Source organism: Kribbella yunnanensis, assembly GCF_039529655.1.
GTDB classification, from domain to species: Bacteria; Actinomycetota; Actinomycetes; order Propionibacteriales; family Kribbellaceae; genus Kribbella; species Kribbella yunnanensis.
Genome location: NZ_BAAANF010000016.1, coordinates 357945 through 372501, shown reverse-complemented (window position 1 = coordinate 372501; position 14557 = coordinate 357945). Strand labels below are relative to the sequence as shown.

At 69.1% G+C, this 14557-nt stretch carries 14 protein-coding genes; 6 read left to right on the top strand and 8 right to left on the bottom strand.

Features of this window, described 5'->3' with window-relative positions; genetic code table 11:
* A complete protein-coding gene (locus ABD231_RS22685; protein WP_344155346.1) occupies positions 1–684 on the top strand; it encodes a DUF4129 domain-containing protein in 684 nt (227 codons plus the stop codon).
* On the opposite strand, the gene ABD231_RS22680 is transcribed toward ABD231_RS22685, so the two are convergent.
* Positions 621–1739, bottom strand: a complete 1119-nt coding sequence (locus tag ABD231_RS22680) for a D-alanine--D-alanine ligase family protein (RefSeq protein WP_344155343.1) — start codon at positions 1737–1739, stop codon at positions 621–623. The two genes, ABD231_RS22685 and ABD231_RS22680, sit on opposite strands and share 64 nt — an antisense overlap.
* A 20-nt stretch (positions 1740–1759) precedes the next feature.
* Positions 1760–2959, bottom strand: a complete 1200-nt coding sequence (locus ABD231_RS22675) for a cytochrome P450 (protein ID WP_344155340.1) — start codon at positions 2957–2959, stop codon at positions 1760–1762.
* A gap of 109 nt (positions 2960–3068) precedes the next feature.
* Between ABD231_RS22675 and ABD231_RS22670 the strand changes: the two genes are divergently transcribed.
* Together ABD231_RS22670 and ABD231_RS22665 are read left to right on the top strand one after the other, a co-directional pair.
* Positions 3069–3704, top strand: a complete 636-nt coding sequence (locus ABD231_RS22670) for a TetR/AcrR family transcriptional regulator (protein ID WP_344155337.1) — start codon at positions 3069–3071, stop codon at positions 3702–3704.
* Positions 3694–4806: a trans-sulfuration enzyme family protein gene (locus ABD231_RS22665; RefSeq protein WP_344155334.1), complete on the top strand. Its 1113-nt coding sequence runs from the start codon at positions 3694–3696 to the stop codon at positions 4804–4806. The genes ABD231_RS22670 and ABD231_RS22665 overlap by 11 nt, the downstream gene beginning before the upstream one ends.
* Here the strand turns inward: ABD231_RS22665 and ABD231_RS22660 are convergent.
* Positions 4790–5953 carry an MFS transporter gene (locus ABD231_RS22660; RefSeq protein ID WP_344155331.1) on the bottom strand — a complete coding sequence of 388 codons (1164 nt, stop codon included), beginning with the start codon at positions 5951–5953 and terminating at the stop codon, positions 4790–4792. The genes ABD231_RS22665 and ABD231_RS22660 overlap by 17 nt on opposite strands.
* Complete coding sequence (locus ABD231_RS22655) at positions 5950–6726, bottom strand: DeoR/GlpR family DNA-binding transcription regulator (protein ID WP_344155328.1); 777 nt, start codon at positions 6724–6726, stop codon at positions 5950–5952. The genes ABD231_RS22660 and ABD231_RS22655 overlap by 4 nt, the downstream gene beginning before the upstream one ends.
* Positions 6727–6778: 52 nt before the next feature.
* Here ABD231_RS22655 and ABD231_RS22650 point away from each other — a divergent pair, with 52 nt between their 5' ends.
* Entirely contained in the window at positions 6779–7939 is a 1161-nt protein-coding gene (locus tag ABD231_RS22650) for an MFS transporter (RefSeq protein WP_344155325.1), read from the top strand.
* Positions 7932–9101 carry an MFS transporter gene (locus tag ABD231_RS22645; protein WP_344155322.1) on the top strand — a complete coding sequence of 390 codons (1170 nt, stop codon included), beginning with the start codon at positions 7932–7934 and terminating at the stop codon, positions 9099–9101. Before ABD231_RS22650 ends, ABD231_RS22645 begins: the two co-directional genes overlap by 8 nt.
* Before the next feature lie 94 nt (positions 9102–9195).
* On the opposite strand, the gene ABD231_RS22640 is transcribed toward ABD231_RS22645, so the two are convergent.
* The 3 genes from ABD231_RS22640 to ABD231_RS22630 form a co-directional block, all read right to left on the bottom strand.
* A complete protein-coding gene (locus ABD231_RS22640; RefSeq protein WP_344155319.1) occupies positions 9196–9444 on the bottom strand; it encodes a hypothetical protein in 249 nt (82 codons plus the stop codon).
* Between the two features lie 153 nt (positions 9445–9597).
* On the bottom strand, positions 9598–10605 hold the full coding sequence (locus ABD231_RS22635) for a sugar phosphate isomerase/epimerase family protein (RefSeq protein ID WP_344155316.1): 1008 nt from the start codon (positions 10603–10605) through the stop codon (positions 9598–9600).
* Between the two features lie 12 nt (positions 10606–10617).
* Positions 10618–11697: a Gfo/Idh/MocA family protein gene (locus ABD231_RS22630; protein ID WP_344155313.1), complete on the bottom strand. Its 1080-nt coding sequence runs from the start codon at positions 11695–11697 to the stop codon at positions 10618–10620.
* A 73-nt stretch (positions 11698–11770) separates the two neighbouring features.
* On the opposite strand from ABD231_RS22630, the gene ABD231_RS22625 reads away from it, so the two are divergent.
* Entirely contained in the window at positions 11771–12892 is a 1122-nt protein-coding gene (locus tag ABD231_RS22625; protein WP_344155310.1) for an ROK family transcriptional regulator, read from the top strand.
* Here the strand turns inward: ABD231_RS22625 and ABD231_RS22620 are convergent.
* Positions 12881–14545 carry a hypothetical protein gene (locus tag ABD231_RS22620; RefSeq protein ID WP_344155307.1) on the bottom strand — a complete coding sequence of 555 codons (1665 nt, stop codon included), beginning with the start codon at positions 14543–14545 and terminating at the stop codon, positions 12881–12883. The genes ABD231_RS22625 and ABD231_RS22620 overlap by 12 nt on opposite strands.
* Positions 14546–14557 lie beyond the last annotated feature (12 nt).

Here is a 14557-nt window from a genome sequence, read left to right as displayed (position 1 = left end):
GTGACTCGACGGGGTGCGATCGTCCTGACCACAGGTCTGGTCTTGACCGCCATCGTCGTCCTGGCCGCATCCAGCGGCACAGTGCACCCGTGGAGCGACCGTCCCCCGCGAACGCCGCTCCAACACCGGTCCGGCGACAGCACGAGCGGTCCGCGCATCAGCAGCGACCCGATGCCCGACTGGTTCGACACGATCCTGACTGTCGCCCTGGTCATGCTGGCCGTCCTCGTCGGACTAGTGCTGGTGTGGGCGCTGTACGCCGGGGTCCGGATGCAGCGTGACAAGTCAGCGCTCGCCAAGGGCGAGCGGGTCCGCGCGGAGCGCCTCGCCGCCGCAGTCGCCACCGGACTGGCACAGGTCGAGACCGGCACGCCCGACGACGCTGTGATCGCCTGCTGGGTCGCACTGGAGCGAGCAGCCGCCGCAGCCGACCTCAACCGGCGCCCCGCCGAGACGTCCGCCGAATTCACCGCCCGAGTCTTCGGTACGGCGAACGTGTCGCGCGACGACCTCGACGCGCTGGCAGCGCTCTATCGCGAAGCGCGCTACTCGACCCACGCGAGTTCGGAAACAGACCGGTCGGCAGCCCGCGCCGTACTCCAACGACTGGAGAACGACCTTCAGCGCAGCCCGGTCGGGCGCGTCATCGCCAGAGTCAGCAGCCGGTCGACGAGTGCCGGATAGTCGACTCCGGAGGCGTTCCACAGCAGCGGGAACATGCTCTTCGGGGTGAAGCCGGGCATCGTGTTGATCTCGTTGATGATGACCCGACCGTCGGGCTCCAGGAAGAAGTCGACCCGGGCCAGCCCCTCCCCCTCGATCGCCTCGAACGCGGTCACCGACTGTGCGCGGATCTCGGCCGCGACCTCGTCCGGAAGGTCGGCCGGGATCGACAGCGCGGCGAAGTCGTCGCCCTCGGGCAGGTACTTGGTCTCGAAGTCGTAGAACTCGTGACCGCCGCCGGAGACCGTGATCTCGCCACAGACACTCGCCTCGGGACGGCCGCCGTTCAGACCCTGCAGTACGGCGACCTCGATCTCGCGCGGGTGGTTGGCCGCGGCCTCGACCAGCACCTTCGGATCGTGCACGTGCGCCGCTGCGAAAGCCTCGTCGAGCTCGTCGGGCCCGTCCACCTTGCTGATGCCCAGGCTCGATCCACCGCGGGCCGGCTTCACGAACACCGGGTACCCGAGTGCGTCGACCTTGGCCCGGCACGCCGCCGGATCGGCCGCCCACTCGCGGTCGCGGACGACGACGTACGGCGTGATCGCGAGACCAGCGGCCTGGAAGACGACCTTCATGAAGTGCTTGTCCATGCCGACCGCGCTCGCCAGTACGCCGGAGCCGACGTACCGGATGTCGGTCATCTCGAGCAGTCCCTGGATGGTGCCGTCCTCACCCCAGGGCCCGTGCAGCAGCGGGAAGACCACGTCGACCTCGCCGAGCGTGTTCGGCACCGAACCGGGGTCGTTGACGACCAGCTCACGGTTGGAGCCGAAGAGCACCGGGAGCGCGGTGACGTCGACCTCCGGAAGCTTGCCGTCGCTGATCGACAGGCGTTCGGGGTCACCGCTCTCCAGCACCCAATGACCGCTGGTGCTGATCCCGATCGGGATCACTTCGTACTTGTCCCGGTCGATCGCCTGCAGGACGTTGGCCGCCGTCACACACGAGATGGCGTGCTCGCTCGAGCGGCCGCCGAAGACCACTGCGACCCGGATCTTGCGTTCAGAGCTCACCGGGCCGACTGTAGCGTTTCCTACCAGGTGACCGGCAACGACTGGACGCCGTACACGAGGGTGTTGTCCTTGAACTGGATCTCGTCGAACGGAACGGCCAGCCGCAGGGTCGGGATCCGCGTGTAGAGGCGGCTGAAGACCTCCTGCAGCTCGACGCGGGCCAGTTGCTGACCGAGGCATTGGTGCGGGCCGAAGCCGAAGGCGACGTGGGCCGTGCCCTCGCGAGTCACGTCCAGCTCATCCGGGTTGTCGAACACGGACGAGTCGCGGTTGGCCGCCGACAGGGCTGCCACCAGGAAGTCGCCCGCCTCCAGAGTCGCCGGGCCGGCCGGGATCTCGCCGGTCACGTGCCGGAACAGGCCGAACTGGACGACGGACAGGTAGCGGAGCAGCTCCTCGACCGCGGTGGCCGCGAGCTCAGGCTGGTCGCGCAGGGCGGCGAGCTGGCCGGGTTCGCGGAGCAGCGCGAGCGTGCTGAGCGCGATCATGTTGGCCGTGGTTTCGTGGCCTGCGATCAGCAGGGTGGTCCCGATCGTCACCAGCTCTTCGATCGTGAGGTCCTCGCCCAGCTCTTCGCCCCGGGTGATCACCCGGGACAGGAGGTCATCGTCCCGCTTGGCCTGCTTGGCGATCACCAGACCAGCCATGTATTGATTGAGCTCCTCCATGGCCTGCCAGGTCACCTCGGGGTCGAGGTCGATCGACACCAGCACCGCGCTGCGCGCCTGGAACTCGGCCCGGTCCGCATACGGCACCCCGAGCAGCTCGCAGATCACCAGCGACGGGATCGGCAGCGCGAACGCCTCGACCAGGTCCAGCGGACCGCCGGCGACGAGCATCGCGTCGATGTGCTCGTCGATCAGCTTCGCGACCCGCGGCCGGTACGCCTCCATCCGCTTGACCGCGAACTCGGTCGCCAGCAGCCGCCGCAACCGCCGGTGCGCGGGCCCGTCGACCTGCAGGATCTGGCCGGACTCGACCTCCCGGTCCAGCTCGGCGCCCACCACGACGTGTTCGGACGGCGCCGACCGCGAGCTGAGCCGGGCATCCCGCAGTACCGTCCGCACGTCGTCGTACCGGGTGAAGACCCAGGCGTCGACACCGGCCGGGGTGGACACCTTCGACGGCGTCTCGCGGTCGCGGAGCGCGGCGTACCCACTGGCCGGATCGAACGGGCAGCCGGTGGGCCGCTCGGTCGGGAACGTCGGATTCTCGGTCATGTCCACCCCTGGTGAGAGATTTTGGTAGTGACTACCATATGACTGTAGTTGCCAATCGGCATCGGCTCCCGGAGAGTCGTGACCGGGTACTCTGCCCGCGGAGGTCGAGATGGGACTGCGGGAGCTGAAGCGGGAACGGACCCGGCGGCTGATCGCCGACAAGGCGTTCGAGCTGTTCTGTCACCACGGCTTCGGCCGGACGACGGTCGAGCAGATCGCGGCCGCCGCCGAGGTCGGCCCGAGCACGCTCTACCGCTACTTCCCGACCAAGGAGACGCTGGTCCTCGAGTTCGTCGAGGAGTCCCTGATGGGCGCCGTCACCTGGTTCCGCGACCAGCCCGCGACCGCCGTGCCGGACGGCCTGCAGGCGGTCATCGAGCGCGTCCTCGACGAGCTGGAGCGCAACCCGGACCGGGTGCGCGCGGTCTACGAGATGGCCGACGAGACCTGGTCGGTCGCCGCCCACCTGCAAGCGCTGATCTGGCGCTTCCGCGAAGAGCTCACCGACGAGCTGGTACGGCGGATGTCCGGCCCGGACCCGGTGCTGGTCAAGTTCAGCGCGGCCCTGTCGGCCGGGAGCGCGATGAACATCATCGAGACCGTGGTCGGGATGTGGGTGGAGAACCCGGACGGCCTGGAGGTCAGGGAGTTGGCCCGGCGCGCGATGGGTCTGCTGCACGGCGACGGTATCCCCCTGCCCGCCGCGGTTCCCGGCCCCGGCGACAATGCTCCGCATGGCCCCTGATCTCGATCCGTCCACTGTCGTCGTCCATGCAGGCCGCCCCGAGCGGGCGCCGAACGCACCGGTCAGCGATTCGCCGGTGTTCAGTTCGACGTACGTCGCCGGTGGTGATCGCGGCTACGGACGGTTCGGGAACGACGCGTGGACGGCGTTCGAGGAGACGCTCGGCGCGCTCGAAGGTGGCCGCGGTCTGACGTTCGCCTCCGGTATGGCGGCCGCCGCGGCGGTCTGCGATCTCGTACCGGTCGGTGGACGAGTCGTCGCGCCGATCCACGCCTACTCGGGTGTGCTCGCGCTGCTCGATCAGCAGGCGGCGACTGGACGCCTGTACGTCGATCGGGTCGATGTCGCGGACACCGAGGCTGTTTCGCGTGCTGTGGTTGGCGCCGACATGTTGTGGGTCGAGTCGCCGACCAACCCGGCGATGGAGGTCGCCGATCTGCCCGCAATCTCGGCCGCCGGGCGAGCGGCCGGGGCGACTGTGGTCGTCGACAACACGTTCGCGACACCACTGCTGCAACAGCCGCTGCGGATGGGCGCGGACATCGTCATGCATTCCGCGACCAAGTTCATCGCCGGCCACTCGGACGTCGTACTGGGTGCAGTGGTCACCGCTGACGACGAATTGTGGTCGCCGCTCGAACTCCGCCGCCGCAGTCTCGGTGCGATTCCGGGGCCGATGGAGACTTGGCTTGCTCTGCGCGGTCTACGGACTCTCGCGCTCAGGCTGGAGCGGTCGCAGGCCACAGCAGCCTTCCTGGCTCAGCGGCTGCTCGAACATCCGCGGGTCAGCCGGGTGCGGTACCCCGGTCTGCCCGACGATGCCGGTCATGCGCGGGCGGCGGCGCAGATGTCCGGGTTCGGCGCGATCCTGTCGTTCGAGGTCGGTGGCGACGCCGAGTTCGCGCAGCGGATCTGCGAGAGCACCAAGTTGTGGCTGCACGCAACCAGTCTGGGTGGCGTGGAGTCGCTGCTGGAACGGCGTCGCCGGTGGGCGATCGAGGTGCCGACCATCCCCGACGACCTGATCCGGTTGTCGGTCGGGATCGAGCACCCGGACGATCTTTGGGCCGATCTGGAGCAGGCGTTCACTTCCGCGAGTTGAGCACCGGCCCGCCGAAGAAGGTCAGCACGCACAACACCAGCGGCAGGATGAACGCCAGGTTCAGCGGCATGAAATGCGCGAGCCCGCCGATCAACGCCGGGCCGGCGAGCAGACCGACGTACCCGAGTCCGACCACGCGCGCCATCAACGCACCGGCCGCGCGCGGGTCGAGGTTGCCGGCGGCGGTGAACAACTGCGGTACACCGCCGGCCAGACCGATCCCGAATAGCGCCCAGCCGAAGAGCCCGAGCGCTACCCACGGGCTGACGATGACGATCGCGATCCCGACCGCCGCGATGGCAGCGCCCCACCGCACGATCGCGGCCGGACCGACCACCGCCGCGACCCGGTCGGTGAGGAAGCGGCCAACGGTCATGGCGACGGCGAACGCGCCGTACGCGTAGGCCGCCGTACTGACTGAGGTGCCGAGGACGTCGCGGAACTGCAGCGCCGCCCAGTCGTTCGCCACCCCCTCGGACAGCATCAGGCCGAACGCCAACCCACCGAGCGCCCAGACCAGCTTGGCCGGCGGCTTGGCGCGCTCCTCGACCTGCTCCTCCGCCACCGGTTCGGTTGCCTCTAGCAAGAAACGCCCAGCCCCGAGCGCAATGACGATACACACGACACCAGCCACGCTCAGCGTGATCTGAGTCGGTACGCCGGCCCGTAGCGTCGCCGCACCGATCAATGCAGCGATCGCACCGCCGATCGACCAGACCGCATGGAACGACGCCATGATCGGGCGCGGATAGCCGCGCTCGACCACCACGGCCTGCGCGTTCATCCCGACATCGATCGAGCCGTTCCCGAAACCGAGGCAGATCAAGGCGAGCCCGAGACTCCACCAGTTGGTGGCGAGCCCCGGCAGGAACAGCGCGACGCCGATCAGTACTCCGGTGGCGGGGACGAGCCGGCGCTGGCCGAGCCGGTCGACGAGCGGACCGGCCAGCTGCATCGCCAGGAAGGCCGCACCGCCGAGTGCCAGCAGCAACAACCCGAGCATGCTGTGCGTGATCCCGGTCGCACGTTCGATACTCGGGATGTGGACGACCCACATCCCGACCGCGAACCCGTTCAGGCCGAAGTACAGAAAGGTCGCAATGCGGGCAGCTCTTGGCGGGGCGGCTGCTTCAAGAGTCGAAGTCACGCGGATTCCTCCGGGTCAGCCACCTCGACGAGCGTGCCGCGTTGCGTGAGCAACGTGCGCTGGTCCTCGGGGGCGGACGGGTCGGTGATGATCAGGTCGGGCCGTTCGGCCGGGCAGACATAGGCGAGTGCAGCGCGGTCCCACTTGGCGCCGTCGGCGAGCACGATCGACCTCGCCGCGACTTCGAACGCGGCCTGTTTCACCTCGGCGTCGCCGAGATCGAAGGCCGTCAGACCGGCATCCAGACTGAACGCACACGGACTCAGTACGGCGACATCGAACCGCAACGCCCGCAGCGACGCGACGGTCAGCGGGCCGACCAGGGACAGCTCGCCCTTGCGCGCCTCGCCCCCGGGCATCAGCAACCGCACCCGCGGCGCCTCGGCCAACTCGAGCGCGACGCGCAGCGACAACGGCATCACCGTGACCGCGCGATTCTGGAGCAACCGCGCCACCTCGAGCGCCGTCGTACCGGAGTCGAGGACGATCGTGTCGCCGTCCTTGAGGTGCGCGACCGCGGCGCGCGCGATCGCCTGCTTGGCGGCGACCGCGGCCTGGGAACGCAGCGAGTACGGCGGCTCGACGCCCGACGGCATCGCCGGAACCGCGCCACCGTGGACCCGCTTCAGCACGCCCTGGGCGGCGAGGTAGTCGAGATCGCGGCGGATCGTCATATCCGAGGACGCAGTGGCCTCGACCAGTTCCTGGACGGAGATTCGGTTTCCGCCGCGGAGTCGATCTACGATCGTTTGATGCCGTTCTGCACTTCTCACGCGCAGAAATCTACCATCCACATGATCGTTCGAACAAACAGATTGTTTACTTGTGGCTGACACCGCCCAACTGGTCAAACGCTCGCGGTACGCCGTGGCGGCCGTCTTCTGTGTGCACGGATCGGTCACGGGGTCGTTCGCGACCCGGGTGCCGTGGATCCAGGAGCACTCCGGTCTGTCGGCCGGCGAGCTCGGACTCGCCCTGGCGTTCCCGGCGATCGGGGCCGCGCTGATGATGCCGCTGGCCGCCCGGATCAGCCACCGCTTCGGCACCCGGACCGCGCTGCGCGCCCTGCTCGCGCTCTGGACCCTCTCGCTGATCCTGCCGTCGTTCACACCGGGTTTGCTGACGCTGTGCGCGGCGCTCCTCGTGTACGGCGGGACGTCGGGGATGGCGGATGTCGCGATGAACGCCCTCGGCGTCGAGGTGGAGCATCGGCTGCAGAAGTCGATCATGTCCGGCCTGCACGGCATGTGGAGTCTGGGCGCCCTGATCGGCTCCGCAGTCGGCACGGTCGCGGCACACGCCGACGTGAGCGCGCAGGTGCACCACATCATCGCGGCGATCGTGCTGACCGTGCTCGGGGCCGTGGTCTGCCAGTTCGTGCTGAACATTCATCCGGAGGAGGACGAGGAACCGCCGGCGCGGTTCGCGTTGCCGCCGCGGTCGGCGCTGCTGATCGGCGCGGTCGGGTTCTGCGCGGTGTTCGCCGAGGGTGCGAGTCTGGACTGGTCGGCGGTCTACCTGCGCGACGTACTGGCCAGCTCGCCGGGTGTGGCTGCGGGTGCGACCACTGGATTCGCTCTGACGATGGCGATTGCCCGGCTCACGGGGGATGCGATCGTCAACCGGTTCGGCGCGGTTCGCACGGTTCGCTGGAGCGGTCTGATCGCGGTGATCGGTGGCGTCCTGGTGGTGCTCGCGCCGAACGCGGTGGCCGCGATGGCCGGGTTCGGACTGATCGGGATCGGCGTGGCGGTCGTCGTACCGCTGGCTTTTGTCGCCGCGGCCCGCAGCGGTTCGAACGCATCGCACGCTATTGCTGGCGTTGCGACCATCACCTACGCGTCGGGGCTGGTCGCGCCGTCGATCATCGGCGGGATCGCGCAGGCCAGCAACCTGACTGTCTCGTTCATCGTCGTCACAGTCCTCACCGTTGCGTTGGCTGTCTTCGCTCCCGTACTGCGGACTCGAGCGCGCGTCGATGTCTGATCGGCGGCGCTGGGCCGTAGTCATCACCGCAACCGTCTTCCTGGTTGCCCTGTGCCTACGCCCAGCGCTCACGGCGGTCGGTCCGGTCCTCCCCCGGATCGGCGCCGATGAGAACCTCGGTGAAACCGCCCAAGGCCTCCTGGCCGCCCTGCCCCTGCTGGCGTTCGCCGCCGCGTCGCCGCTGGTGCATTTCGCGTCCCGCCGGTTCGGGATGGAGCGGACCGTCCTGATCTCGCTGCTGGTGCTCGCGGTCAGCAGCGTCGCCCGGTCCTACACCGGCCAGGCCGGTCTCTGGATCGGCACGGTCGTCATCGGCGCATCGATTGCGGTCGGCAACGTCCTGGTCCCGGTCATCCTGAAACGGGACTACGCCGCGCACGTCTCCCGAGCCACCGGCATCTACACCGCCTTCATCACCGGCGGCGCCGCGCTGGCCTCGATCGTCGCCGTACCGATCGCTGACGCAGCCGACTGGCGACTGTCCCTCGCAGTCTGGGGCGGTCTGGCTCTCCTGGCCGCCCTGGTCTGGCTCCCCCGATCCCTCGGAGCTTCCCTACCGCTACCAGTCTCGCAAGCGGCTTCTCCGGTCAGCGTCTGGCGACAGCCGATGGCCTGGCTGGTGACCGGCTACATGGGCCTGCAGTCGACCAGCTTCTACCTGCTCGTGAACTGGCTGCCAACCATCGAGATCTCCACCGGCATCTCGGAACGCACAGCCGGCGTCCACGTCTTCCTCTTCCAGGGCTTCGGCCTCATCGGCGGCCTCACCATCCCCCGCCTACTGAAGAACCCAGTGAGCCAACGAGCCGGCGCGGTCACCGCCAGCATCCCCATCCTGCTAGCCCTCCTGGGCCTCCTCCTCGCCCCCGACCTAGCCATCCTCTGGGCGATCATCGCCGGCCTAGGCCAAGGCGCAGCCCTGGTAGCAGCCCTCACCCTCATCAGCCTCCGCGGCCGAACCCACCACGAAACCACCCAACTCTCCGGCATGGCCCAGTCCATCGGCTATCTCCTGGCCGCCACCGGCCCCGTCATAGCCGGCACCCTCACCGAACAAACCGGCACCTGGACCGCCACCCTCACCACCTTCGCCGCCCTAGCCGCCGTACAAGTCCTCCTCGGCTTCGCCGCCGGCCGCCCCCGCCCACCCTCCACCATCTGATGGGTTCCCCCATCAGCTTGTGGGTTCCCCCATCGCATGCGGGTGCAGAACCCACAACCCCGTGGGTGAACCCAGCAGGTGGCAGCGCCGGCGGTTAGAGGAGGGTGTTGAGGACTTCGGTGGCTTCTTCGTAGCCGGCGTCGCTGATGCGCTGGAGTTCGCGGAGGTCCTTGGCGGCGGCGGCTCGGCGGGTGAGGTGTTCGCCGGCCCGGTCGTTGCCTTCGTCGAGGAGGTCGTTGAGGGTGCCGAGGTCGGAGCGCTCGTCGGCCAGGTCGGCGAGCTTGTCGGCTGCCTTCTCGTTGCCTTCGTCGGCCAGGGCCCGGAGAGTCTCGAAGTCCGTCATACCCCGAGTATGGCGCCCGCCGGCCAGCCGGCCGCCGGGGGCGTGAACAAGAACTGGAGGCCTTGAACAAGTTATGACCTGTTCAAGGCCCCGTCAGGGTGTCCGGACCCCCGTCAGGTGGCAGCCGTTTACTCGCCTTCGGGGATGGGGGGCCTACTTGTCGGTGGCGAAGGCGGCGTCGAAGGCGGCGGTGGGCTTGTCGAAGGCTAGGGCGCGGATGACGTTGACGGCTTCGGCGGCGCCGACCTTGCGTTCCATGCCGGCGTCTTCCCATTCGACCGAGATCGGGCCGGTGTAGCCGATCGAGTTCAGGACGCGGAAGCAGTCTTCCCACTGCACGTCACCGTGGCCGGTGGAGTAGAAGTCCCAGCCGCGGCGCGGGTCGCCCCAGGGCAGGTGCGAGCCGAGACGGCCGTTGCGGCCGCCGCCGACGCGCATGCGGGTGTCCTTGCAGTCGACGTGGTAGATGCGGTCCTTGAAGTCCCAGAGGAACGCGACCGGGTCGATGTCCTGCCAGACCATGTGCGACGGGTCCCAGTTCAGGCCGAAGGCGGGGCGGTGGTTGATCGCCTCGAGCGCCAGCGTGGTGGTCCAGTAGTCGTACGCGATCTCCGACGGGTGCACCTCGTGCGCGAACCGGACACCTTCGGCGTCGAACACGTCGAGGATCGGGTTCCAGCGGTCGGCGAAGTCCTGGTAGCCGGCGTCGATCACCGAAGCGGGCACCGGCGGGAACATCGCGACGTACTGCCAGATCGAGGAGCCGGTGAAGCCGATCACCGTGTCGACGCCGAGCTTGGCGGCGGCGCGGGCGGTGTTCTTCAGGTCCTCGGCCGCGCGCTGGCGGACGCCCTCGCCGTCACCGTCGCCCCAGATCCGCGACGGCACGATCGCCTGGTGCCGGAAGTCGATCGGGTTGTCGCAGACCGCCTGGCCGACCAGGTGGTTGGAGATCGCGTAGACGCTCAGGTTGTACTTCGCCAGGATGTCCTTGCGGCTCTGGACGTACGTGTCGTCGTCAATCGCCTGCTGTACGTCGAAGTGGTCGCCGGAGCAGGCGATCTCCACCCCGTCGTACCCGGCCTCGGATGCGAACTGGCAGACCTCCTCGAACGGCAGGTCGGCCCACTGACCGGTGAACAGCGTGATCGGGCGTGGCATGTGTGAGGCTCCTTAGACGGTGATCCAGCTGCTGTCCGCAGCAGCTGAGCGCAGTACGGCGTCGATCAGCTGGGCAGACCGCGCACCAGCGGCGAAATCGGGCAGACCGTCCGGGCGGTCACCCAGTACGGCGGCGTAGCTGTCCGCGACGAATGAGTCGAACGCGTCCTGGTACCCCTGGGCGTGTCCGGCCGGTAGGCGGTTCACGCGAGCCGCACCGGGGCTCAGCGTGTCGGGGTCGCGGGTCAGGATCTGCGAGGCGGTACGGCGGCCTGCCCACAGCCGGTCGGGGTCTTCCTGGTCGAACCCGAAGCTCCCGTCGGTCCCGGAGACCTCCAGGTAGAGGCGGTTCTTCCGGCCGGCCGCTACCTGGCTGACGACGATCGTGCCGACTACTCCGGCCTCAGTGCGGAACTGCGCGGTGGCCAGGTCTTCAGTGCGAACCTCATGGCCGCCACGAACGGCATTGACGGTCCGCAGCTGCGCACTGATCGCGGCGATGCGGTCCCCGGTCACGAACTCGGTCAGGTCGCACCAGTGTGAGCCGATGTCGGCGAAGGTCCGCGACGGGCCACCGGTCTCGTCGTCGACCCGCCAGTTCTGATCGTCCGCACCGGCCAGCCAGTCCTGCAGGTACGAGCCGTGCAGGCTGGTGATGACACCTGCCTCGCCAGCAGCGAGGCGAGCCCGCAGCTCGCGCACCATCGGGTGGTAGCGGTAGACGAACGGTACGGCGCCCACCAGGCCGGCCTCGTGCGCAGCGGCCTCCAGCCCGGTCGCATCGGCCACAGAGGTCGCTAGCGGCTTCTCACAGATCACGTGCTTGCCTGCGGCGAGCGCCTGCAGAGTCACCTCGCGGTGGGTGTTGTTCGGCGTGCAGACGTGGATCACGTCGACGTCAGCGGCCAGCAGGTCGGCCAGCGTCGCGTAGCCACGCTCGGCTCCGGAGGCCTCAGCGGCCGCCTCGGCTCGGGCTGGGCTCGATCCGACCGCACCGACGATCTGCGCGCCGGAGACCAGCGCCGATCTGCCGTGCACCCGGCCCATGAAACCGCCGCCGACAATCCCGACCTTCAGCTTGTTGGTGGACACGTCGAACGACGCTATGTGAGACTTTTGAACCCTGTCAAGCAAAAGTCCAGCGACCACTGACGGAAGTACGGTGATGAGCGATTCCGAGGTGATGGCACCCGACGCACTTCTGCAGTTGCTGCTCGACGGGCGCCCCCGGACCCGGGCCGAGCTCGTCGCGTCGAGCGGCCTCGCGAGGTCGACGGTCGCCGGCCGGATCGACGCACTGCTGACGTCAGGCCTCGTCGTCCCGTCGGGCGACGGCGTGTCCACGGGTGGCCGGCGGCCGGGCCGGTTCCGGCTCAACCCGGCCGCCCGGCTGATCCTCGCCGCGGACGTCGGCGCCACCCATGTGTCGGTCGCCCTGACCGACCTCACCGGCGTGATCCTCGGCCGGCTGACCACGCCACTCGACATCGCCGAAGGCCCGGATGTGGTTCTGGCCGAGGTCGTCCGCATCGGCCGCGCGCTGCTGCACGGCATCGGCCGTGCAGACACGGACCTCGCCGGAACAGGCGTCGGTCTGCCCGGGCCGGTCGAGCACTCGACCGGGCGGCCGAATCATCCGCCGATCATGCCGGGCTGGGATTCGTACGACGTCGCCGGGCGACTGAGCCGCGAACTCCCGGGACCGGTGCTCGTCGACAACGACGTGAACATCATGGCGCTAGGCGAACACGCGACCGAGTACGCCGACGTCGAGCACCTGCTGTTCGTCAAGGTCGCCACCGGGATCGGGGCCGGCGTGATCAGCGGTGGCCGGCTGCATCGTGGCGCCCAAGGCGCGGCCGGGGACATCGGCCACATCCAAACCCCAGGTCACACCGAACTCTGCCGTTGCGGCAACACGGGTTGTCTGGAAGCGGTTGCGTCGGCGGCGGCCATCGCCACCCGCCTCGGTGTTGCCGGCAGCCACGACATCGTCGAGCTCGTCCGCGCCGGCAACACCGCCGCCATCACGGAGGTTCGCCAAGCCGGTCGCGAGATCGGCACCGTCCTCGCCGCCGCCGTCAGCCTGCTGAACCCGTCGGTCCTCGTGGTCGGTGGCTCACTCTCCCAAGCCGGCGACCACCTACTGGCCGGGATCCGCGAGACCGTCTACGCAAGGTCGTTGCCCTTGGCCACGACCGGCCTGCACGTCACGACCACGCGGTCCCCGTACGACGCCGCGTTGCGCGGTGCCGCCGTCCTGGTGCAGCGGCAGCTACTCAGCTGATATCTGCGCGACCGCTGCGGCGAGCTCCGCACGGTCGGTCGCGAGCGTCTCCCGCAGTACGGCGAGCTCGGCCTCGGTCAACGGCCCAGGACGGCCGATCCGTTCGCGGAACCAGTCCGGCCACGGACCGCCGAAGTCGAACCGTCCCAGGTCGATCTGAACACCGGGCCGCAGCTCGGCCGCCTCCGCACTCAACGCGTCCTGCCACGCCAGCTGGTCCCGCAGGAACAGCAACAGCTGCGCCTGGTCCGGTTCGGCGGCAGGGGCCGCTCCTGGCCACATGGTCCGGTAGCCATGCAGCCGGGTACCGGCCAGCCGATCGGCCACCGGTGTGACCTGCGAGCCGAGCTGAGTCAACAGGATGAAGGCAGTCGCGCGTTCGACCGGGTCATCGGACGCCACCAGTACGTCGACCAACTGGTGTGCGAACGCGACCGGCTCAGCGGTCCGCATCCACGACTGGCCTTCCGCGTCGGCGACCATCCGGCGCATACTCGCCGCTATCCAGGCCCGTACGTCGGCAGTGGTCATCTCTGGCCGCCATGGCCCGGCCACGAGCGGCCAGCGTCCGGGACGGTCGATGCGGAGCCAGGGCAGCAGCACTCCTTGCACCCCGAGCGGACTGAGCTTCGTACCGCTGTCGTCGAACATCCCCAGCCGCCGCAGCCGATCGACCGCGATCCGCACCGGCTCGCTGCTGAGCGACTCGTCGAAGCCCGCCGGGAGACCCGGGTGGTACGCCGCGTAGACCGCGGCCATCACCTCGTCCCGATCGGACGCCGGTACGTCGCCAACCACCGCACGCACCAGGTGATCCCAGGACGCCGGCCGGCTGCCCGGGTCGGCCCACGCGGTCAGGCGCGGTCCCCGCAGTACATGGGCACCTGTCCAGTAGACGAGTTCGGAGAGTACTGCGATCCGCCAGGCCTCCTGAACCGCGGCAGCGTCGCCGAGGGTCGTTGCGGACAGGGCCTGTGCCACGGTGTCGTCATCGAGTACGCCACTCGCGCCGACCGACGGCTGAGCTACCAGCCACAGCGCCAGCTCGACAGCGGCCGACACCAACGGCGCCTGCTGCGCGGCCGCACCGGCCACGGACGGGAGCACGAGACGTGGGGACGGGATCGTCACCCCGCCGTACGGGTCACCGCCGAGTGAGACCTCCCCGCGGCGCAACGGGCCGGCGAGTCGATCCGCCTCCTCCCAGGACAGCTCTTTGTAGCGGGCCAGCCAGGCGTCGACGTCTGTCCCGGTCGTGAGGTGGTGCAAGCGGCGAACGGTCGACCAGCCGAAGGCATCCTGCATCCGCTCGCCCGCACCGCCAGTCAGCACGGGGTGGAGCGACTTGACCTCACGCCGGAGAACCTCCGCGGACTCCCGGTCGCCCTCGAACACCACCACATCCCGCAGCACCGGCAGCGTCACCGCGGCCGCAGCCCGCCAGGACGCATCGAACCTCAGCACGAACGGCGCGATCCCCATCACCGTCTCGACGAGCGACCCCTCGGGCCAGCTCAACGGATCGGTGTGCCCTAGCACCGCGGCGCGACACTCGAGCAACTCCCGCAGTACGTCGAGATCCGGCTCGGCCAGCGCACCGGTCTCGTCCAGCCAGTCCGGGATACGGTTGACGAAGGCATCGATCTGGTCCATGCCGAAACGCTA